General features: G+C 70.8%; 17 protein-coding genes. 4 read left to right on the plus strand and 13 right to left on the minus strand.

Annotated elements, in window-relative coordinates:
• Positions 1 to 61: 61 nt before the first annotated feature.
• Positions 62 to 1,126 carry a GTP-binding protein gene (locus QFZ58_RS09805; RefSeq protein ID WP_307124541.1) on the minus strand — a complete coding sequence of 355 codons (1,065 nt, stop codon included), beginning with the start codon at positions 1,124 to 1,126 and terminating at the stop codon, positions 62 to 64.
• Positions 1,127 to 1,148: 22 nt separating this feature from the next.
• Positions 1,149 to 2,312 carry a citrate synthase/methylcitrate synthase gene (locus QFZ58_RS09810; RefSeq protein WP_307124542.1) on the minus strand — a complete coding sequence of 388 codons (1,164 nt, stop codon included), beginning with the start codon at positions 2,310 to 2,312 and terminating at the stop codon, positions 1,149 to 1,151.
• Positions 2,313 to 2,442: 130 nt separating this feature from the next.
• On the opposite strand from QFZ58_RS09810, the gene QFZ58_RS09815 reads away from it, so the two are divergent.
• Positions 2,443 to 3,879, plus strand: a complete 1,437-nt coding sequence (locus tag QFZ58_RS09815; protein WP_307124543.1) for a citrate/2-methylcitrate synthase — start codon at positions 2,443 to 2,445, stop codon at positions 3,877 to 3,879.
• A gap of 3 nt (positions 3,880 to 3,882) precedes the next feature.
• Here QFZ58_RS09815 and QFZ58_RS09820 read toward each other — a convergent pair whose 3' ends face one another.
• Positions 3,883 to 4,902: a LacI family DNA-binding transcriptional regulator gene (locus tag QFZ58_RS09820; RefSeq protein WP_307124544.1), complete on the minus strand. Its 1,020-nt coding sequence runs from the start codon at positions 4,900 to 4,902 to the stop codon at positions 3,883 to 3,885.
• 281 nt (positions 4,903 to 5,183) lie between these two features.
• Here QFZ58_RS09820 and QFZ58_RS09825 point away from each other — a divergent pair, with 281 nt between their 5' ends.
• Both QFZ58_RS09825 and QFZ58_RS09830 read left to right on the plus strand, forming a co-directional pair.
• Entirely contained in the window at positions 5,184 to 6,980 is a 1,797-nt protein-coding gene (locus tag QFZ58_RS09825; RefSeq protein WP_307124545.1) for a sensor histidine kinase, read from the plus strand.
• On the plus strand, positions 6,977 to 7,657 hold the full coding sequence (locus QFZ58_RS09830) for a response regulator (RefSeq protein WP_307124546.1): 681 nt from the start codon (positions 6,977 to 6,979) through the stop codon (positions 7,655 to 7,657). Before QFZ58_RS09825 ends, QFZ58_RS09830 begins: the two co-directional genes overlap by 4 nt.
• Positions 7,658 to 7,750: 93 nt before the next feature.
• Here the strand turns inward: QFZ58_RS09830 and QFZ58_RS09835 are convergent, their stop codons facing one another.
• The 3 genes from QFZ58_RS09835 to QFZ58_RS09845 all read right to left on the minus strand — a co-directional run bounded on the left by QFZ58_RS09835 (position 7,751) and on the right by QFZ58_RS09845 (position 12,299).
• The gene (locus QFZ58_RS09835; protein ID WP_307124547.1) at positions 7,751 to 9,343 is read right to left on the minus strand and encodes a cation acetate symporter; all 1,593 of its coding nucleotides are present in this window, start codon (positions 9,341 to 9,343) and stop codon (positions 7,751 to 7,753) included.
• Positions 9,340 to 9,813 (minus strand): DUF485 domain-containing protein, encoded by a 474-nt coding sequence (locus QFZ58_RS09840; RefSeq protein ID WP_373428539.1) that lies wholly within the window; start codon positions 9,811 to 9,813, stop codon positions 9,340 to 9,342. Before QFZ58_RS09840 ends, QFZ58_RS09835 begins: the two co-directional genes overlap by 4 nt.
• Positions 9,814 to 10,172: 359 nt before the next feature.
• Positions 10,173 to 12,299, minus strand: a complete 2,127-nt coding sequence (locus QFZ58_RS09845; RefSeq protein ID WP_307124548.1) for a type IIA DNA topoisomerase subunit B — start codon at positions 12,297 to 12,299, stop codon at positions 10,173 to 10,175.
• 451 nt (positions 12,300 to 12,750) lie between these two features.
• Here QFZ58_RS09845 and QFZ58_RS09850 point away from each other — a divergent pair, with 451 nt between their 5' ends.
• Positions 12,751 to 12,981, plus strand: a complete 231-nt coding sequence (locus QFZ58_RS09850; RefSeq protein ID WP_069169156.1) for a hypothetical protein — start codon at positions 12,751 to 12,753, stop codon at positions 12,979 to 12,981.
• A gap of 109 nt (positions 12,982 to 13,090) precedes the next feature.
• On the opposite strand, the gene QFZ58_RS09855 is transcribed toward QFZ58_RS09850, so the two are convergent.
• From QFZ58_RS09855 to QFZ58_RS09885, 7 genes are all read right to left on the minus strand, one after another.
• Positions 13,091 to 13,927, minus strand: a complete 837-nt coding sequence (locus QFZ58_RS09855; protein ID WP_373428654.1) for a trypsin-like serine protease — start codon at positions 13,925 to 13,927, stop codon at positions 13,091 to 13,093.
• 132 nt (positions 13,928 to 14,059) lie between these two features.
• Entirely contained in the window at positions 14,060 to 15,607 is a 1,548-nt protein-coding gene (locus QFZ58_RS09860; protein ID WP_307124550.1) for an RNA polymerase sigma factor, read from the minus strand.
• Between the two features lie 323 nt (positions 15,608 to 15,930).
• On the minus strand, positions 15,931 to 16,797 hold the full coding sequence (locus QFZ58_RS09865; RefSeq protein WP_307128815.1) for a FadR/GntR family transcriptional regulator: 867 nt from the start codon (positions 16,795 to 16,797) through the stop codon (positions 15,931 to 15,933).
• Between the two features lie 180 nt (positions 16,798 to 16,977).
• A complete protein-coding gene (locus QFZ58_RS09870) occupies positions 16,978 to 18,726 on the minus strand; it encodes an ATP-binding cassette domain-containing protein (protein ID WP_307124551.1) in 1,749 nt (582 codons plus the stop codon).
• Positions 18,727 to 18,869: 143 nt separating this feature from the next.
• Entirely contained in the window at positions 18,870 to 19,634 is a 765-nt protein-coding gene (locus QFZ58_RS09875; protein WP_307124552.1) for an NUDIX domain-containing protein, read from the minus strand.
• A gap of 124 nt (positions 19,635 to 19,758) precedes the next feature.
• Positions 19,759 to 21,102 carry a DUF4192 domain-containing protein gene (locus QFZ58_RS09880; RefSeq protein WP_307124553.1) on the minus strand — a complete coding sequence of 448 codons (1,344 nt, stop codon included), beginning with the start codon at positions 21,100 to 21,102 and terminating at the stop codon, positions 19,759 to 19,761.
• Positions 21,103 to 21,692: 590 nt separating this feature from the next.
• The gene (locus tag QFZ58_RS09885; protein WP_307124554.1) at positions 21,693 to 22,751 is read right to left on the minus strand and encodes a VWA domain-containing protein; all 1,059 of its coding nucleotides are present in this window, start codon (positions 22,749 to 22,751) and stop codon (positions 21,693 to 21,695) included.
• Positions 22,752 to 22,816 lie beyond the last annotated feature (65 nt).

Below are 22,816 nucleotides of genomic sequence, written 5' to 3' on the forward strand. Positions count from 1 at the left end.
GGGGGCGCCGGGGCCGGTCGGGCCTCGTCGTCCTCCGGCCGGCGCACACTGCCGGGGCCGGTCAGGCCTCGTCGTCCTCCGGCCGGCGCACGTACCGCAGGACGCCCCACATGCCGCGTTCCAGCTCCTCGGTGGCGTCCTGCCCACCGACACAGCAGTCCACGAGCTCCTTGTGCAGTGCCTCGGCGTCGATGCCGGAGCCGATCAGCACCAGCTGCGTGCACCGCGGCTCGTCCCGGGTCCATGGCCGCGGGGCGAAGCGCAGGAACCTGCCGACGGCGTGGAGGGTGTACGCGTTGGCCCGGTCGCCGGCGCCGAAGTCGGCGAAGCCCTTGATCCGGTAGAGACCGGCTGGCCTGGAGTCGAGGAACGCCATGAGCCTGCGTGGGTCCACCGGCGTCCCGGAGGTGAAGGAGACGCTTTCGTACGCCGCGTGCGGATGCTCGCCGTGGTCGTGGTCCGTCTCCGCGAGGAGGTCCTCGAAGGTGAGCTGGCGCGCGGTGTCGTCCTCGTCCGGCCGGAGCACGGGGTCGAGGAGCAGGCCGGGATCGACCCTCCCGTAGGCGGTGCGCACGAGCGCGGCCCTGCTTCCGGTCGCCGCGATCACCTCGTGGACGGCCTGGAGCTCCGCGTCCGTCACCCGGTCGGCCTTGTTCAGCACGACGAGGTCCGCGACCGCGAGGTGGCGGTCGGTCTCGGGGTGACGCCGCCGGGTGGCCGTGAACTCGGCGGCGTCGACGACCTCGACCAGTCCCCCGTATCGGATGTGCGGATTGTCGCTGGCCAGCAGCATCCGCACGAGCTCCTGCGGCTCGGCGAGACCGCTGGCCTCGATGACGATCACGTCGAGCCGGGCGGCGGGCCTGGTGAGTGTCTCCAGGTAGCTGTCGAGTTCGCTCGCGTCGACGGCGCAGCACAGGCAGCCGTTGCCCAGCGAGACGGTGGAGCCGACCTGGCCGGCCACGGTCATGGCGTCGATCTCGATGGCCCCGAAATCATTGACGATCACACCGATCCGGTTGCCGGCCCTGTTGCGGAGCAGGTGGTTGAGCAAGGTCGTCTTACCTGAGCCCAGAAACCCCGCCAGGACGACGACCGGGATCTGCGGGGCGCGTGGCGGGGTCAACGAAGGCCTTCCTCGAGGTCGGTCAGGGTGCGGGTACGGGCTGCGGGGGCGGCGGCCCCACGTAGCGGGCAGCCGGGCGGATGATCTTCGAGTCCTCCGCCTGCTCCAGGATATTGGCGCTCCAGCCGACCGCGCGCGCCGCGCAGAAGGTGGGGGTGAACATCTCGCGGGGCAGTCCGCAGAGCTCCATGACGACTCCGGCGTAGAACTCCACGTTGGTGTGGAGCTCACGCCCCGGCTTGAGCTCGGCGAGTATGGCCTCCACCTGCCGCTCCACCTCGACGGCGAAGTCGACGAGCGGACCGCCGAAGCCCTGGGCGATGGAGCGGAGCATGCGGGAACGCGGATCCTCGGTGCGGTAGACCGGGTGCCCGAACCCCATGATCCGGCCGCCGGCGAGCACCTGTTCACGGATCCAGCCGTCGATACGGTCCGGGGTGCCGATGGCGTCCAGGGTGTCCAGTGCACGGCTGGGCGCCCCGCCGTGCAAGGGCCCGGAGAGCGCGCCGACCGCGGCGACCAGGCAGGCCGCCGTGTCCGCGCCGGTGGAGGCGACCACCCGGGCGGTGAACGTCGAGGCGTTGAAGCCGTGGTCGACGGTGGCGATGAGGTAGCGCTCGACGGCCGCGGCCCGCGCGATGTCCGGTTCCTGCCCCGTGAGCATGTACAGGTAGTTCGCGGCGAACGGGAGGTCCTCGCGCGGCTCGACCGGCTGGAGTCCCTGGCCGAGCCGGTACAGGGCGGTCAGCACGGTGGGTACCGCCGCGCAGACGGTGAGCGCGTCGCTGCGGCGGCGGTCGGCACCGATGTCGTACACCGGGCGGAATCCGGCCGAGGCGCCGAGCAGCGAGAGCGCGGTGCGCAGGCCGGCCAGGGGCCCGGAGACGGCTCCGGCGCGAGCGATGGCCGGCAGGGCGTCGCGCACCTCGAAGGGCAGACGGCGCAGGGCCGCGGTGCGGGCGGCGAACTCGGCGCTTCCGGCCCGGTCGGGCAGCTCGCCGTGGAACATCAGATACCAGACGTCCTCGAAGCTGCGGCTCTCCGCCAGCTCGATCGCCGAATAGTGCCGGTAGTGGTAGAAGCCCTCACGCCCGCGGACGTCGCCGAGCGCGGTGTCGGTGACGATCACACCGGCGAGGCCCCGGGGTGCGTCGAGCGGGGCGGCTTCGGTACTCAAGGCAGGCATGTCCGGTCTCTCATTCGCCGACGGGTTTCGCATTGATTCGACTGTCCGCGATTGACTTGTATGGTGTCAATATTGATTGAATCAATATGAAACCTCGATCGGATGCGGAAGGGGGGATACCGTGTGCGCCATGACGCATGAGGCAGCCCAGGGCGCAGGCGCGGAGGACGCGGGAGAGGAGCGCAGGCTCACCACTCGCGAGGCGGCCGAGCTCCTAGGAGTGAAGCCCGAGACGGTGTACGCGTACGTGAGCCGGGGACAGCTCAGCAGCAGGCGCTCCCCCGGCGGGCGCGGGTCGACCTTCGGCCGCGCCGAGGTGGAGCGGCTGGCCGGGCGTACGGGCCGCAGGGAGGCCCGTGCCGCCGCCGGCGACCTGGTCTTCCGCACCGGCATCACACTCATCGAGCCGGACCGGTACTACTACCGCGGCGTCGACGCGACCGACCTCGCCCGCCGGTACGGCTACGAGGAGGTCGCCGAGTGGATCTGGACCGGGGAGCTCCGTCCGGGCGCCCGCTTCACCGCCCCGCCCGAATCACTCGCGGCAGCCGGACGGGTGGCCGCCGCGCTGCCCTCGCACAGCAGTGCGACGGACCGGCTGCGGGCGGCCGTCGCCGCCGCCGCCACCGTCGATCCGCTGCGGTTCGACCTCTCCCCCCAGGGTGTGCTCAGCAGCGCACGCGGCCTCATCCCCACTCTGGTCGGCGCCCTCCCGGTGACCGCGGGGCAGGCCTCCGACGTGGAGGACGCTGCCGGCGGTTCCCTGGCCGGTCAGCTGTGGCCCCGCCTCGCGGACACGCCGGCGGACCCCGCGTCACTGGCCGTGCTGGACACGGCGCTCGCGCTGCTGGCCGACCACGATCTCGCGGCCTCGACCCTGGCGGCACGCGTGGCCGCGTCGGCCCACGCGAACCCGTACGCGGTGGTGTCCGCCGGACTGGGGGTCCTGGAGGGGCCGCTGCACGGGGCCGCGAGCGGACTGGCGCACCGCATGCTGTCCGAGGTCGTGGACCGGGGCAGCGCCGCCCCCGTGGTCGCCGGTCATCTGCGCACCGGTCGCCGGGTGCCGGGGCTCGGCCATCGCCTCTACTCGGGCGAGGACCCACGGGCCCGGGTGCTGTTCACGCTGCTGGCCGAGGTACCACGGGCGGCCCCGGCGCTGGCCGCGGCCCGGGACGTGGTCGCCACGACCGCCCGCCACGCACCGCTGCACGCCAACGTCGACCTGGCCCTGGCCGTCCTCTCGGTCGCGTACGGCATGCCGGCGGAGGCGGGTGAGACGGTGTTCGCGGTGTCCCGCACGGCCGGCTGGATCGCCCACGCCTTGGAGGAGTACGCGGAACGGCCGCTGCGCATGCGGCCCCGCGGTCAGTACGTGGGGCCGCGGGCGCCCCAGCCGCTGCCCACACCCCTGCCGTGGCCGCCGTCGTCACCGTCGCCCTCGGTCGCGCCGCCTTCCGCCCCGCCGTCCGCTCCGGTGCCGCCATCCGCCCAGGTGCCGTCCCCGGCTCCGGTGCCGTCGGCGCCTTCGCCCCCGCCCCCGTCGGCTCCTCCTGCAAATTACTGACAATCAGCGGGAATTATTGCGAGGCGGCTGGGCCGTGGATCCGCGCACCACCAGTTCCGGTTCGAAGAGGAGCTCGTCGGACGGCACCGCCCGCCCTCCGATCTGCACCGTGAGCAGCTCGACCGCCGCCCGGCCCATGGCCTCGATGGGCTGGCGCACCGTGGTCAGCGGCGGCTCGGTGCAGTTCATGAACGCCGAGTCGTCGTAGCCCACCACAGAGACGTCCGCGGGCACGGACTGCCCGCGGCGCCGCGCCGCGCGCACCGCCCCCAGGGCGAGTGGATCGCTGGCGCAGATGATGCCGGTGACGCCCTGCTCGAGCAGCCTCATGGCAGCGGCCTGACCGCCCTCGAGCGAGAACATGGCCCGGGCGACCCACTCGTCCGGCACGGTGACCCCGGACCGGGCGGCCAGGGCGCGGGCGGCGGCGAGCTTGCGCTGCGAGGGCACGTGGTCGGCCGGGCCGAGGACGAACCCGATCCGTTCGTGGCCCAGCGAGACGAGGTGGCGCCAGGCCTGCTCGACAGCCACCGAGTCGTCGCACGAGACGGCGGGAAATCCGAGGTGGGCGATGGCCGCGTTGATCAGGACGACCGGGATCTTGCGGTCGGCGAGCACCTTGTAGTGATCGTGGGGGGCGTCGGCCTGGGCGTACAGGCCACCGGCGAACACGACTCCGGACACCTGCTGCTGCAGGAGAAGCTCGACGTAGTCGGCCTCGGAGACACCGCCCTTGGTCTGCGTGCACAGCACCGGGGTCAGTCCCTGCTGGGCGAGCGCGCCCCCGACCACTTCGGCGAAGGCCGGGAAGATCGGGTTCTGCAGTTCGGGCAGAACCAGTCCGACCAGCCGGGCACGCTCGCCGCGCAGCTGCGTGGGCCGCTCGTAGCCGAGGACGTCGAGGGCGGAGAGGACAGCTTGCCGCGTGGCGTCCGAGACGCCCGGCTTGCCGTTCAGCACCCGGCTGACCGTGGCCTCGCTGACTCCTACTTTCTGGGCAACCTGAGCAAGTCGTCGCGTCATGAACGCAAGATTAGCGCAAGAAGCGCAAGGGGATTACGTTGTGGCGGAAGTCCCTGGAACGCTCACATAAGCGGCGCCGGCAGGCAAGGTGTGCGGCGAGGCGTTTCCGGTGAGGAGGACGGGTCGTGTGACGCCCGGCAGGGTGATCCCGGATCCTGACCCGCCCCCTCCCCCGCCACGGCCCGGGCTCTTCTCGTGGGCACCACGCCGGCCTCGTCGCCAGCGAGGGCCTGTCGGCCGGAATTTCAGGAAGGGCGGGGTGGCCCTTTACCGTTCGTACGATGAGCCCCCCACCGACCACCTCCCGGGGACCGCGCCGGTTCGGCTGGCCGAGGCGGGTCTTCTCCCAGGTCCTGCTGATGCAGTTGTCCGTCGTCACCGGCGTCACCGTGCTGGTCACCGGCCTGTTCCTGGCACCGCTCAGCGCGCAGCTCGACGACCAGGCCATGCGCCGCGCCCTGGCGATCGCGCAGAGCACGGCGGCGCAGCCGCAGATCGCCCGGTCACTGCTCACCACCGCCCCCGCCCCCGACGGCGTCGTCCAGGACGCGGCCGAGCGGATCAGACGGTCCACCGGTGCCGAGTACGTGGTGGTCATGGACAAGCGTGGGGTGCGCTGGTCGCACACGGACACATCCCGGATCGGTGAGACGGTCTCCACCGATCCCAGTACGGCGCTCGCGGGCCGGGACGTCATGGAGATCGACAGCGGCACGCTGGGACGTTCGGCCCGGGGCAAGGTACCGCTGCGCGACGACGAGGGCCGGATCGTCGGCGCCGTCTCGGTCGGCATCGCGTACGACAGCGTCCGCGCACGGCTGCTCGCGGCGATCCCCGGCCTGCTCGCCTATGCGGGCGGCGCACTGGCAGTAGGGGCACTGGCGGCGTACCTGATCTCCCGCCGCCTCCAGCGTCGCACCCACGACCTGGCGTTCTCCGACATCTCGGCACTGCTGACCGAGCGCGAGGCGATGCTCCACAGCATCCGCGAGGGGGTCGTCGCGCTCGACCGCGAGGGGCGCATCCGGCTGCTGAACGACGAGGCCCAGCGCCTGCTCGGTCTGGGCCCCGAGGCGTCCGGATCGCCGCTCGACGACGCCCTGGGGCCCGGCCGGACCGCCGATGTCCTGGCCGGCCGTGTCGTCGGGGACGACCTCGTCACGGTGTGCGGCAGCCGTGTCCTGCTGGCCAACCGGATGCCGACCGACGACGGCGGAGCCGTGGCGACCCTGCGCGACCGCACGGAGCTCGAGTACCTCGGCCGCGAGCTGGACTCCACCCGCGGCCTCATCGACGCGCTCCGCGCACAGGACCACGAACACGCCAACCGGCTGCACACCCTGCTGGGGCTGTTGGAGCTGGAGATGCACGCGGACGCGATGGAGTTCGTCACGGAGGTGGTGGGGGTGCACCGGGCGACGGCGGAGCAGGTCACCGAGAAGGTCCACGATCCGCTGCTGGCGGCGCTGCTCGTCGGCAAGGCGACGGTGGCTGCCGAGCGTGGCGTGGCGCTGCGCATGGCTCCGGGAACCCTGCTGCCGGACAGGCTGGTGGACCCGCGGGGTCTCGTCACGGTCGTCGGCAACCTGGTCGACAACGCCCTGGACGCCGCTGCGGGGACGGCGGACGCCCGGATCGAAGTCGGCTTGCGGGCCGAAGGCCGTACCGTGATGCTGCGGGTGCAGGACAGCGGCCCGGGCGTACCGGCCGGCCGCCACGAATCGATCTTCCTCGAGGGCTGGTCGACCAAGGACCTGCCTGCCCACGGAAAGCGCGGCCTGGGGCTGCCCTTGGTACGGCGGCTCGCGGAGCGGCAGGGCGGCAGCGTCTGCGTATCGGGCGCACCGCAGAGCGGAGCGGTGTTCACCGTCGTCCTTCCGGAAGCACTCGCCGAACCGTCCCCGGACGGCGGATCCGCAGGATCACCGGACGGCGGGCCGCCCTCGGGAGCACCGGCCGGCCGGCCCGTCGGGACGCCGAACACCCGGCCCGCGAAAACGCCGCGCACCCGGTCAGCAGGAGCGCCGAACAGCCCGTCCGCACCACCGCGGCCGCCGACGTCAGGAGACACCCCGTGATCGAGGTGCTGGTCGTGGACGACGACGTCCGGGTCGCGCAGATCAACGCCGCCTACGTGACCAAGGTCCCCGGCTTCAGGGTGGCCGCCGTGGCCCACTCCGCGGCCGACGCCCTCGCCAGGATCGACGAGGTACCCGTCGACCTGCTTCTGCTCGACCACTACCTGCCGGACCGCAACGGCCTGGCAGTGGTGCGGGAGCTGCGGGGATCGGGCCATCCCAGCGACGTGATCATGGTGACGGCGGCTCGCGACGTCGCGACCGTGCAGGCGGCGATGCGCCATGGAGCGCTGCAGTACCTCGTGAAGCCGTTCGCCTACGCGGGCCTCCGTACCAAGCTCGAGGCGTACGCGGCGCTGCGCCACACCTTCGAGACCGGTGGCGAGGCCGAGCAGCCGGAGGTGGACCGGCTGTTCGGTGCCCTCTGGTCGTCGACGGCCGGCTCCAGTCTGCCCAAGGGGCACTCGACGACGACCGCCGAGCTCGTACGCCAGGCCCTCCGCACCGCCGGCGGACCGCTCTCCGCCCAGGAGATCGCGGAGAGCGCCGGGATGAGCCGGCAAACGGCCCAGCGCTACCTGAAGCTGCTCGAACGCACCGGACGGGTGCGGCTGACCCTGCGGTACGGCGAGACCGGTCGCCCGGAGCACCGCTACACCTGGGCCACGGGCTCCTGAGGTTGCCCGCGGCGGCCCGGACCCGCCCTGGGGTCCGGGTCCACGGAGCGGCGCCCCGCCATGATTCCCGCGACTGCCGTCCCGGCGGTGCGCTCACGCCGCCCCTGCCCCCGTGAGGGACCGGACCTCCGTCTCGGCGTGCTTGGCGGCGTCGGGCGCTCCGTGAGACATGACGGTGCCGATCCAGCCGGCGAGGAAGCCCGTCGGGATGGACACCAGCCCGGGGTTCTCCAGAGGGAACAGCTGGAAGTCCACGCCCGGGAAGAGGGCGGACGGGCTGCCCGAGACGACCGGTGAGAGCAGAACGAGCAGGACGGCGGGGATCAGACCGCCGTAGACGGCCCACACCGCTCCCCGGGTGGTGAAGTTGCGCCAGAACAACGAGTAGAGCAGGACGGGAAGGTTGGCGGACGCCGCCACGGCGAAGGCGAGCCCCACGAGGAACGCGACGTTCAGGTTCTGGGCGAGGAGCCCGAGGGCGATCGCGACGGCTCCGACGCCCGCGGCGGCCACCTTCGCCACACCCACCTCGCTGCGCTGCCTCGCCCCCGGGCGCCGCAACGAGGCGTAGAGGTCGTGGGCCACGGAGGCGGATGAGGCGAGAGTGATTCCCGCGACGACGGCGAGGATCGTCGCGAAGGCGATGGCCGCGACGACGGCGAACAGGACCGTTCCGCCCGTGGATCCCTCACCGCCTCCGAGTTCGAGTGCCAGGAGCGGAACGGCCGTGTTCCCGGAGGCGTTGGACGCCCGTACCTCCGCGGAGCCGACCAGTGCGGCCGCTCCGAACCCGAGCACGATCGTCATCAGGTAGAAGCTGCCGATCAGCGCGATGGACCAGACGACGGAGCGACGGGCCGCCCTGGCCGTGGGCACGGTGTAGAAGCGCGACAGGATGTGCGGCAGACCCGCCGTGCCGAGCACGAGCGCGAGCCCCAGACTGATGAAGTCCAGACGCGCCGTCCATCCCCCGCCGTACCGGAGCCCCGGGGAGAGGAACTTCTCGCCGTGTCCGCTGCGTCCGGCCGCGGAGTTGAGGAGGGCGTTGACGTCACCCTGGAACCGTACGAGGACGAGCACGGTGAGTGCGACGGCGCCGCTCATCAGCAGGACGGCCTTGACGATCTGGATCCACGTGGTGGCCCGCATACCGCCGAGGGACACGTAGACCACCATGAGCGCCCCGACGCCGACCACGGTCCACGACCTGGCCGTGTCACCGGTACCTCCGAGCAGCAGCGCGACCAGGCTGCCCGCACCCACCATCTGGGCCACCAGGTACAGCACGGAGACGGTGACGGACGAGGTGCCCACCGCGGTGCGTACCGGGCGCTCCGTCATGCGTGCCGCGACGACATCGGCGAGCGTGAACCGTCCGCAGTTGCGGACCAGCTCGGCCACGAGGAGCAGGACCACGAGCCAGGCGACGAGGAAGCCGACCGAGTACAGCATGCCGTCATAGCCGAAGAGCGCGATGAGCCCCGAGATGCCGAGGAACGAGGCGGCGGACATGTAGTCGCCCGCGATGGCGAATCCGTTCTCCATGGGTGAGAACAGCCGCCCGCCGGCGTAGAACTCCTCGGCGGAGCCCTGCCTGTTCCGGCTCACCCAGGTCGTGATGCCGAGGGTCACGGCGATGAACGCGCTGAACAGGAGGAGCGCCAGCGTCTGATGATCCCCTCTCACCGGTCGATCCCTCTCGTCATCTCCTGGGTGTCCCAGCGCAGTTCCAGAGCGGCCCGGTCCCGGTGCAGGCGGGCGTGGCGCGCATAGGCCCAGGTGAGCAGGAAGGTCGTGAGGAACTGTCCCAGTCCCGCGACCATCGCCACGTTGAGGGCGCCTGCGACGGGACGCGCCATCAGACCGGGTGCCGTGGTGGCCGCGACGACGTAGGCGAGGTACCAGAGGAGGAACGCGAGTGCCGCCGGTACGACGAACCGCCGATAGCGACGGCGCACCTCACGGAACGCCGGGCTGCACTGCACCTCCAGATAGATGTCGGCCGCGCTGTGGCCGCGCTGCGCCGCCGGCCAGGGCCGGCCGTCGGGCGAGACGTTCCCCGGGCCGTCCGGTTCACCCCACCCCGGGGCCGGCACGTCGTACCAGGGGTCGTCGAGCCGCATCACTGCGGTATCCGGCCCTGCTTCCTTGTCCACCGAACAACTCCCTTGTCCACGAGCCTTTCCGGCCGCGTAGCCAAGAATGGGCAGACCGGGCGGATCCCGGGCACTTCATTCGGAGGGCTTCACCATTTCAGGTGAAGGATGCCTCGGGTGGCTGTGCGAGCCCCCGGTCGTGCGCATGGCGCACGGTTCGTGCGGTGTCCCGTGCTCCCTCCCCGGCGAAGAGGGCGTCGATGTGCCTTCCACCGTGGCCCGGGAGATGTACGAGTGCGCGCTCTCCGAAATGCCCGTCTGCGAAAGCCCGGCGAGGCCACGGGAACACGGAGGTCAGGGGGCCGGCTCACGGGCCGGCCGTGGGTGGAGGAAGCGTCTCCACCCACGGGTGGACACCGTCAGACGTCGATGCGTGAACGGTCCAGCGTGGCCGCCGAGCTCGTGATGAACTCCTTGCGGGGCGCGACCTCGTTGCCCATCAGCAGGTCGAAGACCTGCTCGGAGGATTCGAGGTCACCGATGTTGATCCGCCGCAGGGTGCGGTGGCGCGGGTCCATCGTCGTCTCCGCCAGCTGGTCCGCGTCCATCTCGCCCAGACCCTTGTAGCGCTGGATCGAGTCCTTGAACCGGATGTTCTTCCGCTGGAACTCCAGCAGGGTCTGCCGCAGCTCGTTGTCGGAGTACGTGTAGACGTACTTGTCCTGACCCTTCTTGGGCTGGACGAGCTCGATGCGGTGCAGGGGGGGCACGGCGGCGAAGACCCGCCCCGCCTCGACCATCGGCCGCATGTACCGCTGGAAGAGCGTCAGCAGCAGGATGCGGATGTGCGCGCCGTCCACATCGGCGTCCACCAGCAGCACGATCTTGCCGTACCGCGCGGCGTCGATGTCGAAGGTCCGGCCGGACCCTGCCCCTATGACCTGGATGATCGCGCCGCACTCGGCGTTCTTGAGCATGTCCGAGACCGAGGCCTTCTGGACGTTGAGGATCTTGCCCCGGATCGGCAGCAGCGCCTGGAACTCGCTGTTCCGGGCCAGCTTCGCCGTACCGAGCGCCGAGTCGCCCTCCACGATGAAGAGCTCGCTGCGCTCCACGTCGTCACTGCGGCAGTCCGCGAGCTTGGCGGGCAGCGAGGAGGTCTCGAGCGCGGTCTTGCGGCGCTGGGCGTCCTTGTGCTGGCGGGCCGCGATCCGGGTGCGGGCAGCGGCGACCGCCTTGTCCAGTACGGCCCTGGCCTGGGCCTTGGCATCACGCTTGGTGGAGGTCAGGAACGCCTTCAGCTCCTTGGCGACCACGTTGGCCACGATGCGGTTGGCCGCCGACGTCCCCAGGACCTCCTTGGTCTGGCCCTCGAACTGCGGCTCCGCCAGCCGTACGGTCACGACCGCGGTGAGGCCTTCTAGGGCGTCGTCCTTGACGATGTCGTCCTCCGCGACGCGGAGCAGCTTGGCGGAGCGCAGGGCCTCGTTGACGGTCTTGGTGAGGGAGCGCTCGAAGCCGGACACATGGGTGCCCCCCTTGGGGGTGGCGATGATGTTGACGAAGGACCTGACCGTCGTGTCGTATCCGGTGCCCCAGCGCAACGCGATGTCGACGCCCAGTTCGCGGGTGACCTCGGTCGCCGTCATGTGGCCACGGTCGTCCAGGACCGGCACGGTCTCCTTGAAGGTCCCCGTCCCGGTCAGCCGCTGGACGTCGCAGACGGCCTTGTCCTGTGCGAGGTACTCGCAGAACTCGCTGATGCCTCCGTCGAAGCGGAAGGTCTCCTCGGTCTTGCCCTCGCCGTCGATGCCGCGCTCGTCGCGCACGACGATGGTGAGGCCGGGCACGAGGAAGGCGGTCTGGCGGGCGCGCTGGTACAGCGTCTCCAGGTTGAGCTTGGCGTCCTTGAGGAAGATCTGCCGATCCGCCCAGTACCGCACGCGGGTACCCGTGCGCGTCTTGGGGACCCTCTTGCCCTTGCGCAGGCCGTTGGCCGGATCGAAGGGGCTGTCCGGCCCCTGCTCCGTGAACATGCCCGGGACACCGCGGCGGAAACTGATCGAGTGGGTGGAGCTGTTGCGGTCCACCTCGACGTCCAGCCGCGCGGAGAGCGCGTTCACGACCGAGGCGCCGACGCCGTGGAGGCCGCCCGACGCCGCGTAGGAGCCGCCACCGAACTTGCCGCCCGCGTGGAGCTTGGTCATGACGACCTCGATACCCGAGAGGCCCGTCTTGGGCTCGACGTCGACCGGGATGCCCCGGCCGTTGTCGCGGACCTCGACGGAGGAGTCGTCGTGGAGGATCACCTCGATGGCGTCGCAGTAGCCGCCGAGAGCTTCGTCGACGGAGTTGTCGATGATCTCCCAGAGGCAGTGCATGAGGCCCCGGCTGTCCGTGGACCCGATGTACATCCCGGGGCGCTTACGGACCGCTTCGAGCCCCTCGAGAACGAGGAGGTGCCGCGCGGTGTAGTTGGAGCTGTCCCTGTCTGAGCCGCCTGCTCCGGTCAGCAGCGCAGTGGACGGCACGGAATCGGCGGTCACGCGGTTCGCTCCTCGCTGAATTTCAAGTGGGGCCCGGTGGGTGGCGGGCTCGGCCTCGGTGGCCGCTGAGAGCCTATCGAGGCCTGGTAGAGCGGTTGCAACGCCACCCAGGGGGAATCCTTATGCTAGTCCAGCTTCGTATGGGCGTTCGATCATCCCTTGGAGTGACGTGCACATCACGTTCCCTTCGACGCATGAACCATTTAGGCTCCGGGCACGTCCTCATGAACAACCGGCAAGCCAGCCGGCGGACGGCCCCCTCCCTGGAAGCAAGTCCCACACAAGCAACGCGAAACCGTAGCGCTACGCAATACGGCACATTCGCCGCCAACCGGCAACAGACAGCCATCCTGAGAAGAAGTTTCGAATAAAAGCCACGAGCGGGAACGTTTTCGGCCTGGTTGGATGTTGACCCTGGTACGACAGCTCGTCGAGCTAGAGAAGAGGCGACGTGACTACTGTTCTGACCCCCGCGAGCCCGCTGACCGCAGCAGACCGCTGTGACCGTTGCGGCGCCCAGGCCTATCTGCGCGTCGTCCTGATCAGTGGCGGTGAACTGCTCTTCTGCGCCCATCACGGACGCAAGTTCGAGCCGGAACTCAAGAAGATCGCCGCGGAAATACAGGATGAGACGGATCGGCTCACTGCCGTGCAGGCCGGTGCCGCCGACGAGGAACACTGACACCTCGCATCCACGACGAGCCAGGGCTCGGTCCAGGACCGGCCGACGGGCGGTCTCCCCACGGGGAGGGCCGCCCGTTCTCGTGTGCGCCGAGCGCTCCGGCCCTGGCTCAGCCCTGGCCGGCCATCCACCGGATCGCCGCCGAGACGCGCGTATAGACGCCTGGGGCGGCAGGGCTTCCACAGCCGTTCCCCCACGAGACGAGGCCGACGAGCCGCCCACGGGCCACCAGCGGGCCTCCGCTGTCCCCCTGGCACGCGTCCCGCCCTCCTGCGGCTTTCCCGGCGCAGAGCATCGACGAGGCGTCGTAGGCGCCCTTCACGCCGCCGGGATAGGCGCGGGAGCAGTCACTGTCCGGCAGCACGTCCACGTCGGCGGCGTGGAGCGCCGACGCGTAGGCGCCGAATCCGGTGGTGTCCCCCCAGCCGTACACCGTCGCGGCGGTCCCCGGCTCGTAGGCGGTGTCCCCTGCCGCTGCCATCGGGATGGCGCTGCCGGCCGGCAGCGCGTGCGACAGGGTGAGGACGGCGAGGTCGGCGACGTTCGTCGCGGAGTCGTAGGCGGGATTGATCCAGGCGGACCGCACCGGGATCTCCTGGCCGCCGGGACCGCTGAGCTCGTCCCGGCCCGCGATGACCCGCAGATCGGTCACCTCCGAGACGTCGGAGCCCAGGACGTCCTGCCGCAGGCAGTGCGCGGCCGTCAGCACCTTGGCCGGTCCGACCGCCACGCCCCCGCAGAACTGGCCAGCGCGGGTTCCCCCGAACCGGTCACGGCTGGCCAGAGCCACGGCCCAGGGGCTGGCCGCCACCGGAACGGGACGACCACCGACAACGATGCTGTCCGCGGCGGCCGGGAGCGGGGGGCCGAGCGGTATCGCGGCCGTGGCGGCCACGAGCGCGAGGGTCACGGTGAGAACACGGACGGCAAACGCGGGGCATGGGATCTCCTGACGCCGAGGTGAACGGTGCCCACTCAGCGTCAGCCGTCCGGGAAGGGCCCGCACCCGCACCCGCGACGGATCGGGGCCCCGGACCTGTGAAAGGTCCGGGGCCCCGGTCGTATCCCTGTCCGCCGCCTAGTCGAGGTAGTCGCGCAGCACCTGCGAGCGCGACGGGTGACGCAGCTTGGACATCGTCTTGGACTCGATCTGCCGGATGCGCTCACGCGTCACGCCGTAGACCTTGCCGATCTCGTCCAGCGTCTTCGGCTGACCGTCGGTGAGACCGAAGCGCATCGACACCACGCCCGCCTCCCGCTCGGAGAGCGTGTCCAGGACGGAGTGGAGCTGTTCCTGGAGCAGGGTGAAGCTGACCGCGTCGGCCGGGACGACAGCTTCGGAGTCCTCGATCAGGTCTCCGAACTCACTGTCTCCGTCCTCGCCCAGCGGGGTGTGGAGGGAGATCGGCTCGCGGCCGTACTTCTGGACCTCGATGACCTTCTCAGGGGTCATGTCGAGCTCCTTGGCCAGCTCCTCCGGGGTGGGCTCGCGGCCCAGGTCCTGGAGCATCTGACGCTGCACTCGCGCGAGCTTGTTGATGACCTCGACCATGTGCACCGGGATACGGATGGTGCGGGCCTGGTCGGCCATGGCGCGGGTGATCGCCTGCCGGATCCACCAGGTGGCGTACGTCGAGAACTTGTAGCCCTTGGTGTAGTCGAACTTCTCCACCGCGCGGATGAGACCGAGGTTGCCCTCCTGGATCAGGTCCAGGAAGAGCATGCCGCGGCCGGTGTAACGCTTGGCCAGCGAGACCACGAGACGGAGGTTGGCCTCCAGCAGGTGGTTCTTGGCCCGGCGGCCGTCCTCGGCGATGATCTCCAGTTCACGCTTGAGCTTCGGCGCGAGCTTGTCCGCATTGGCGAGCTTGTCCTCGGCGAACAGCCCGGCCTCGATGCGCTTGGCGAGCTCGACCTCCTGCTCGGCGTTGAGGAGGGGGACCTTGCCGATCTGCTTGAGGTAGTCCTTGACCGGGTCGGCCGTGGCGCCGGCGACGGCGACCTGCTGCGCAGGCGCGTCGTCCTCGTCGTCGTCGGAGAGGACGAAGCCCTTGTTCTCGCCCTCGCCCTCCTCTTCCTCGCCCTTGCCGGCCTTGACCTCTTCGGGCGCCTCGTCACCGTCGAGGAGCTCGTCGTCCTGCTTGCCGGCCTTCTTGGCCGTGGCCTTCTTCGCCACGGTCTTCTTCGCGGCGGCCTTCTTGGCGACTGTCTTCTTGGCTGCGGTCTTCTTCGCGGGAGCGGCCACGACAGCGTCGTCCGCCGCCGCGTCCGCGCTCTCGGCCGCCGGGGCGGCAGTGGCCGCGACGGTCCGTGTCACGGTCGTCTTGGCCGCGACGGTCTTGCTGGCGGTGCGCTTGACCGGGCTCTTCGCTGCGACGCTCTTGCGGGCGCGCTTCGGCGACTCCGCGGCACTGACCATCAGCGTCACACCCTCTTCCTCGAGGATCTGGTTGAGGCTGCGCAGAACGTTCTTCCACTGGGTTGGCGGAATCTGGTCAGCCTCGAAGGCCCGACGCACGTCATCGCCGGCGATCTGCCCATCAGCCTTTCCCCGCTCGATGAGCGCCATCACAGATTCGGACTCGGCGATCTCCGGCGGGAGCGTACGGGATGTGCTGGCCGACACGAACAACCTCTCGGAACGATGGAAACGGCTTCCGGTCCCGCCCTGGAGGGCTGGAACCGACGACCGGCGGCTGGGGATGTCGCCGACGGCGCGGGCTTGGCCTCGGAACTGCACAGCGCACTGTGTGGCTGCTGTATTCCTTCCGCGGCGGTCACCTCTTAGGTCATCGCAACTGTTTCGAGGAGTGTTACGCCCAATTCGCGTGGCCCCAGTCACACCCCACATGCGGCATACGGAACCAGAAGCCATATATACGTACAAGTATGCCGCCGGGCCGGACGGGCCCGGCGGCACATGGTCCGCACACCCCGGTGGCGTTGCGCTCAGTGCTCGCGGGGCGCCGGAACCACTCGCTCCACCTCGAGGTGGCCCACGAGCAGCTGGCGCATCGCCGCCTCGGCTCCGGCGGAATCCCCCGCAACGACGGCTGCCACGATCCGGGCATGGTGGCCGAGGGACGCCTCGGCGGGGCGGTCACAGCCCGTGACGGGTGCGCCGGACACGTGCAGAGCCGCCGATACGATGCCGGAAAGGTGTTCGAGCATGCGGTTCCCTGCCGCCTGGATGAGCAGGGAGTGGAACTCCGCGTCGGCGCGGGAGAACGTGATCGTGTCCCCCTGCCCCATCGCGTGCCCCATGATCTCGATCATCTCGCCGAGGCGCTGCTGAATGTCCTCCCGCCCATGACCGGCGGCCAGCCGGGCGGCGAGCGGCTCGATCGTCCACCGGAGTTCGACCAGCTCACGGCGCTGGTCGTCACGCTGCGGACCGAAGGCCCTCCATTCGATGATGTCGGGATCCAGCAGGTTCCAGTCACTGACCGGCCGCACCCGGGTGCCCACGTTGGGTCGGGCGCTGACCAGGCCCTTGGCTTCAAGAACGCGCAAGGACTCCCTCACAACGGTGCGGGAGACCTCGAAGCGCTGACCGATCTCCTCCGGAACGAGCGGCCGGTCGGCGCCGAGGTCACCGGAAACGATCATCTGACCGAGCTGCTGGACCAGTTGGCCGTGGAGTCCACGGCCGCGACTGGCCGTGCCGCGCCGGCCGGGCCGCCCGAGATCGGATTCGCCACCACCCCAAGGACGCAGGGCGGCACGCTCGCCCGCCGGCGCCTCCGTGTAGGGATAGCGATCGAGTTCGCCCGGGTCGGCCATGCCGGAGTCGGCGGAGTGGGCGGCGGTCATCATGGTGTGCGCAAGGGTACTCACGCATCCTTTGTCGGCCTGGCTCGGCCGGCCCTTGAGGTCTTTGGTGAAAAGCACACGAAAGGGTGATCGGCACCCGCCTCTCAATTGACGCGCTTTGGGAGGAAATAGCATGTTTTCAGTGGAGTTACTCCCAGACGTCGTCCCCTACCGGCGCCGCGATCACCAACGCGCTCTCCCCCGGAGGCTGGTGAACGCATAAGCGCAGATCAGGGCCGACAACGACAAGGAGAGCGCCAGGCCCACCGGTTGTGTCACGACCCGCACAGCGGCCATGACCCAGCGGTCCACCTGATACGGCCACTGGAGCCAGGAGAGTTCACGGAGCCGGCCGGGGAGCCCGGCGATCGAACGGACGGACGGCTCCGCGAGAAGCTTCTGCACCAGAGGAACGACGAGGACGGGTACGGCCAGTACCGCGGCGACGCCCGCGGCCGTCAGCCGGAAGACGCCGGCCGCCAGCAGCCCCGCCCAGGCGCAGCCGATCGACAGCCCCACCCAACTCGCGGCAAGCCATGCGGCGTTGTCGGGAACCTTCACCAAGTCGCCGCCGTACACGAGGCGCAGCGCCTCGACGTTCGCCAGCACCGACAGCACGGCAAGCAACAGCCCCACGCCGGCGGAGACGACCAGCTTGGCGAACAGGAGCCCCAGGCGTCGGGGGACCGTGCCCCGCCCCGCGGCGAGCGCCGGGTGGCGGAACTCGTCCCCGAAGGCGAGGGCGCCCAGCAGACCGGCTCCGAACGCGGCGGGGGGCAGGGGCAGCAGATCGGGCCAGGCCACCAGCAACTCAGGGAGGGACGCGCGGCCCGAGCGGGCCAGTGGGACGGAGAGCCCCACCGAGGCGACGAGAACAGCCGTCATGATCAGGGCGGTTGTCCTCACCCCGAAGAGGCGGCGCAGTTCGTAGCGCAGGGGGCGCAGCGGACCGCGGGCGGGCCGCACGGTGATGGGCGGGGGCAGCTCGGACACGGCGACGGCCGAAGCCGGCTTCGGTACCGGTGGGCGGCTGCCCGGGCCGTCCGCGGCGGCGAGCGGACCGGCGTCGCCCGTCTCGTCGGCGAGTTGGTGCACGGGCACGCCGTGCCGGTACGCCGTGTCACCGATCTCCGCGCAGCTGCTGCCGTACACGGACAGCCGGCTGCTGTCCTCGGCCACCACCTCCACGGAGCGCCGGGCGGCGCGCGCCTCGCGGCTCACCACGGCGGCCAGCCGCGCGGCCTGCGGAGTCCGTACGGCGACCCTGGGGCGCAGGCGTGTGCGGGAGAAGGCGGCGACGTCCTGGTCGGCGACGAGACGGCCTTCGTCGATGGTGACCACCCGGTCGGCCGTGCGCGCGGCCTCCTTCGGATCGTCGGTGGCGTGCAGGACGGTGCCGCCCTCGGCGGCGTGCGCGCGCAGCAAGCCGTACAGCCAGCTCCTCTCCCGTGGCGAGAGACCCCGGGCGGGTTCGTCGAGGACGAGCGTGTGCGGATCGCCGAGCAGGGCGGAGGCGAGGCCGAGCCGACGGTCCATACCGGCCGAGAGCGTGGCGATGCGCTGGTCCCCGAGCCCGGCGAGACCGACGACCTCCAGCAGTTCGTCGGCGCGCGACGCGGGCACTCCCGCGGCGGCGCAGAGCATGCGCAACTGACCGCGGGCGGTGCGCGCGGGGTGGCCCGGTACGTCGCCGAGCAGCACCCCCACCTCGCGGGCGGGATGGCGGATGCGGTGCAGCGGCCGGCCGCGGAAGTAGGCGACGCCGCGCCCGGATTCGAGCTCGAGCATGAGACGGAGGGCAGTGGTCTTGCCGGAACCCGGGGCGCCGAGGAGCGCGGTGACGCGGCCGGGCTGGGCTTCGAAGGTCAGGTCGTCCACGACGGGAGGGAGGTCGCGGCGGGGGGCGCTGGTGAGTCCGATGGCCTGGAGCATCGCTTCTCTCGCGGAGGGTGACCGCTCGGCGGCAGGGTAAGTTCCTCAGCAAGATAACGCGACATTTAAGACTTTTGCGGCAACGGGATCGCGTTGCGCGTTCCGCCGGCACGAACAGCGCGCACGTCGGGGATCGGACTCCCTCAGACTTCGGGCCTCAGCATCGGCGGATTGAGTACGGTGGCCGCCCCCGCCCGGAAGAGCTGCGCGGGGCGCCCTCCCTGCCGTGTGGTCGTCCCTCCGGACGGCACCAGGAAGCCGGGTGTGCCGGTGACCTTGCGATGGAAGTTGCGGGGATCCAGGACGACGCCCCACACCGCCTCGTAGACCCGGCGCAGCTCGCCGACCGTGAACTCGGGCGGGCAGAACGCCGTGGCCAGAGAGGAGTACTCGATCTTGGATCGTGCCCGCTCCACCCCGTCGGCCAGGATCCGCGCATGGTCGAAGGCCAGCGGCGCGGGCTGCTCCCCGTCCCGGGCGAAGCCTCCGTCGAAACCGAGCAGGTCGTCGACGGGTGCCCAACGCGCGCTGTTCGCGTCACCGCCCGCGCGCGGCGCGGGGAGATCCGGCGCCAGGGCGAGGTGCGCGACACTGACGACCCGCATCCGGGGGTCGCGCCCCGGATCCCCGTAGGTGGCCAGCTGCTCGAGGTGAGCGCCGTTCCCGACGGAGGGGGTGGACGGGTCGTGGGCACAGAGTCCCGTCTCCTCCACGAGCTCACGCGCTGCCGCGGCACCGAGGTCCTCGTCGGCCCTGACGAATCCGCCCGGCAGCGCCCACCTCCCCTGGAACGGTGGCTCACCACGGCGCACCACCAGGGCGCAGAGTGCGTGACGGCGCACCGTGAGCACAACCAGGTCGACGGTGACGGCGAAGGGCGGGAAGGTCGACGGGTCGTAGGGCGGCATGCCGAGATCTTAGTCGTCTGCCTGACGATAAACACTCCCTTCGCGGTGTTGTCACCCCGTCCCCGGCGCCTCGGCGCCGCCGCCTCGAGCCCGGCCCTCCGCGCCCGGGACAGGGAGCGGTCCGTCAACGGCCGCTCCTGGCTCCCCGCCGCCCCTGCCGCCGGCCGTCACGGGCCCGGCGGCGCACCGCGGCCGAGGCCGGCCGGGCGGCGGTGCCGGGTCGCGAACCGGTCCCAAGCCCGCGGTGCGCGCCCGACGTGCTCCCGGGCCCGGGCCGGGGGCGTCCCGCCGCCGTGTGCCGCGCGTCCTGTCCGTCGCACGCGCCGGGGCGGCCGCGCCCGGCGCGCAGGTTGCTCTCCTCACGCAGACAGCGGCGCAGCGTCTCCGGATCGAGGCCTTCGTTGCAGGCCTGGTGCAGCAGCTGTGCGAACGTGTAGTCGGGGTCGGCCCGCAGGGCGAGCCCGAGCGCCACGCGTGCGCCCGCCTCGTCGCCCGTGGACCAGGAGACCCAGCCCGCCAGCGTGAGCGGCGCGGCGGAGTGCTCCACGTACGGCCCGACACAGCGGCGGGCCAGCGCCCGCCACAGGCGCAGTGCCGTTTCGGCCTCGCGGCCCTCCATCCACTCCGCGGCCCTGTCCCTGGTCTCCCGGTCCTGCAGACCGAGGATCACAGCGGCGGCCTCCTCCACCTCGACCAGACGGTCGTCGCGCCGATCCGCCTCGGCCGGCGCCACGGCCGGCGCCCGTCCGAGCCGCTGCATGAGCTCACGTGCGAGAGCCAGCGTCCGGGCCGCGACGGCGCCCCGGCCCCTGGGGTCGAGGATCTGCGAGACGAGGACGGCCCCCGCCGAGTCCAGCGCGCGCTCCTGCTCCGCTGCCGACACGGAGCCGGAGGGCATGAGCCGCCGCTCCATGTCCCGCAGGGACCCCCGCACCTGGATGCCCGCGTAGGCGGCCGCCGCCGCCATCACCGTCGTGCCGGGAAGGGCCAGCGGATTGCCCTCGGGCGGGCAACAGCGGTCATCAGGGCAGCAGTACGACCAGTAGCGGCCGTCGGAGATGCAGAGGGCTTCCAGGACGGGGACGTCCAGGGCCCCGCAGGCCGTGCGCAGACGCTGCGCGAGAGGCCGTAGCCGCTCCATGGCCTGGTGGGCGCTCTCCCCCTCCGCCGGGTCCTGACAGAGGAAGACAACGATCGCATCGGGGCGCGCCTCCCGCCGCTCACTGCCGGCGACCAGGCACGTCGCGAGCTGGTCCGCGACCGGCGCCCACTCCTGAGCGGATGGCGGGATACCCAGCCTGAGCCGACCGCCGAACCGGCCTCGGCCCCCGTGGAGGGCCACCATGACGATGCTGTCGTCGGGGTGAAAGCCCATCAGGTAGGGCAGGGCGTCGGCCAGTTCGGCGGGACTGCGCAGGGTGATCTGCTGCTCGCCGGACGGCCCGGTGGTTTCGTGGTGCTTGTTCATGGCACGACGGTCCCGCGGGCCGCCGAATCGCGCGACCCCTGTGGATGAAGTTATCCACAGGGGTCGCGCCGTCGTTCGCGGTCTCTGCGGACATCGGCTTGCATGGGGAGCATGACGACCAAGGAACGCTTGTCGCTGCAGGCAGGTGGGGTGCGCCTTCGCGGCTCACCGCCACGAACCGGGCGTTGGACGCCTCACCGGGCAGGCCCTCGCTCGTGCGGCGGCTCGGTGAGATGCACCTGGGACAGGTCGGGCCGGCCTGCGCCGGCGCCGGCATGGCGCGGCAGCATTCCTGTGTCACGCCGAGCAGTGACAGCACCTTGCACCTGTTCCAGCTTCTCGACGCGGACCGCAGTGCTGCGTGCGCCGCTGCCGGGGGAACCGTCGTCGTCCGTCCAGACGGATACGCACCCGGCGGTACAGGCGTCGAGCAGGGCCCCGTCGATACCGGCCTGCCCCGCGCCGCGCAGTCCGGCGGGAAAGGAGGCCTGCCGACGGTCCTGCCACGAGCGGGCCGGGGCCTCGTTCGCAGGGGGCGTTCACGGGCGTCGTCATCCTTCGGGGTACCCCGGCACAGACCCCTTCCGCCCTCAGAGCATGATGAGCAGACGGGTCTTCGGCTTGAGCTTCCGATTCACCGATCGGCTCTGCACGTACACCTCCAGCTGGGGATTGTTCCCCGCCTTCACGGAGACGGTCCCCTGGATGCCCGTACCGAACAGAAGGCTGCGCGCGGCGTCACCCGTGTACGCGCGATCGGTGTCCTTCTCGACGACGATGACTTCCTTGTTCGGCTGCACCTGGGCACGGGTACCCAACTGGTAGTAGCACGCACCGCGTTCATACGTCACACCCGGATGCGAATCGACGAAGGGACGGATCTCGACCTCCTTGTCGACCTTCAGCAGACGGTACTTGTCGGCCGGAATCGGCTCGAGGTTCGCCCGCACGTCGTCAACCGATATGTCCTGACCGACGGCGAACAGGTTCTTCGTGCCGCGCACGCCCTGCTCGCGACCCCGGAGGAAGCTGGTCGCGGCAGCGCGCACGGTGCCGATCGCCTCCTCGACGCCCTCCCGGGAATCGGCGTCCCAGATGGCGATGTTTCCGGCCGGGAAGCCGTAGTTCTGGGCGGTTCGCTTCGCCAGGGAGTTGGGAACGAGGATCGCGGAAGTCCAGTGGCCGGGAAGCCCGCCCATCTTCGCCGCGATCTTGTCGAGCCAGGGGCCGAGGATGGTCATGTCGCCGTCGTGACGCCTGTCGCCACCCGAGGCGTTCTCCTCACCGTCCGTCACCACGATCTGGAGGAAGCTGTGCTCGCCGTACTCCTCCCAGATGTGGCCCAGGTCGTCCAGGGACTTCAGGGACGCCTCGATGAGGGCCGTGGCGCCGTTCTTGACCCTGTACAGGCCACGCATGGACGGCAGATGCTTCACGTCCATGTCCCAGACCAGGTTCTCCACCTTGTGGTCGAAGGAGTAGAGGCTGATCCGTGTCTCATGGCCGAGGCTGTCCGACTCCGCCTTCAGGCCCGCCACGAACTCGTCAACGACGCGGATGAGCTGACTCTGGTGCTGATGCATGGAACCCGAACAGTCCACTACCAGCGCGACGTGGTTCACCTTGTGCTGGATCTTGTTGGCGGACACGTTTCTGCTCCTTCTCCGACGCTCCCCGAGTAGTGCTTCCACCCTATGAGGGGGCACTGACAACG

The organism is Streptomyces sp. B1I3, from assembly GCF_030816615.1.
In the GTDB taxonomy this organism is placed as follows: Bacteria; Actinomycetota; Actinomycetes; order Streptomycetales; family Streptomycetaceae; genus Streptomyces.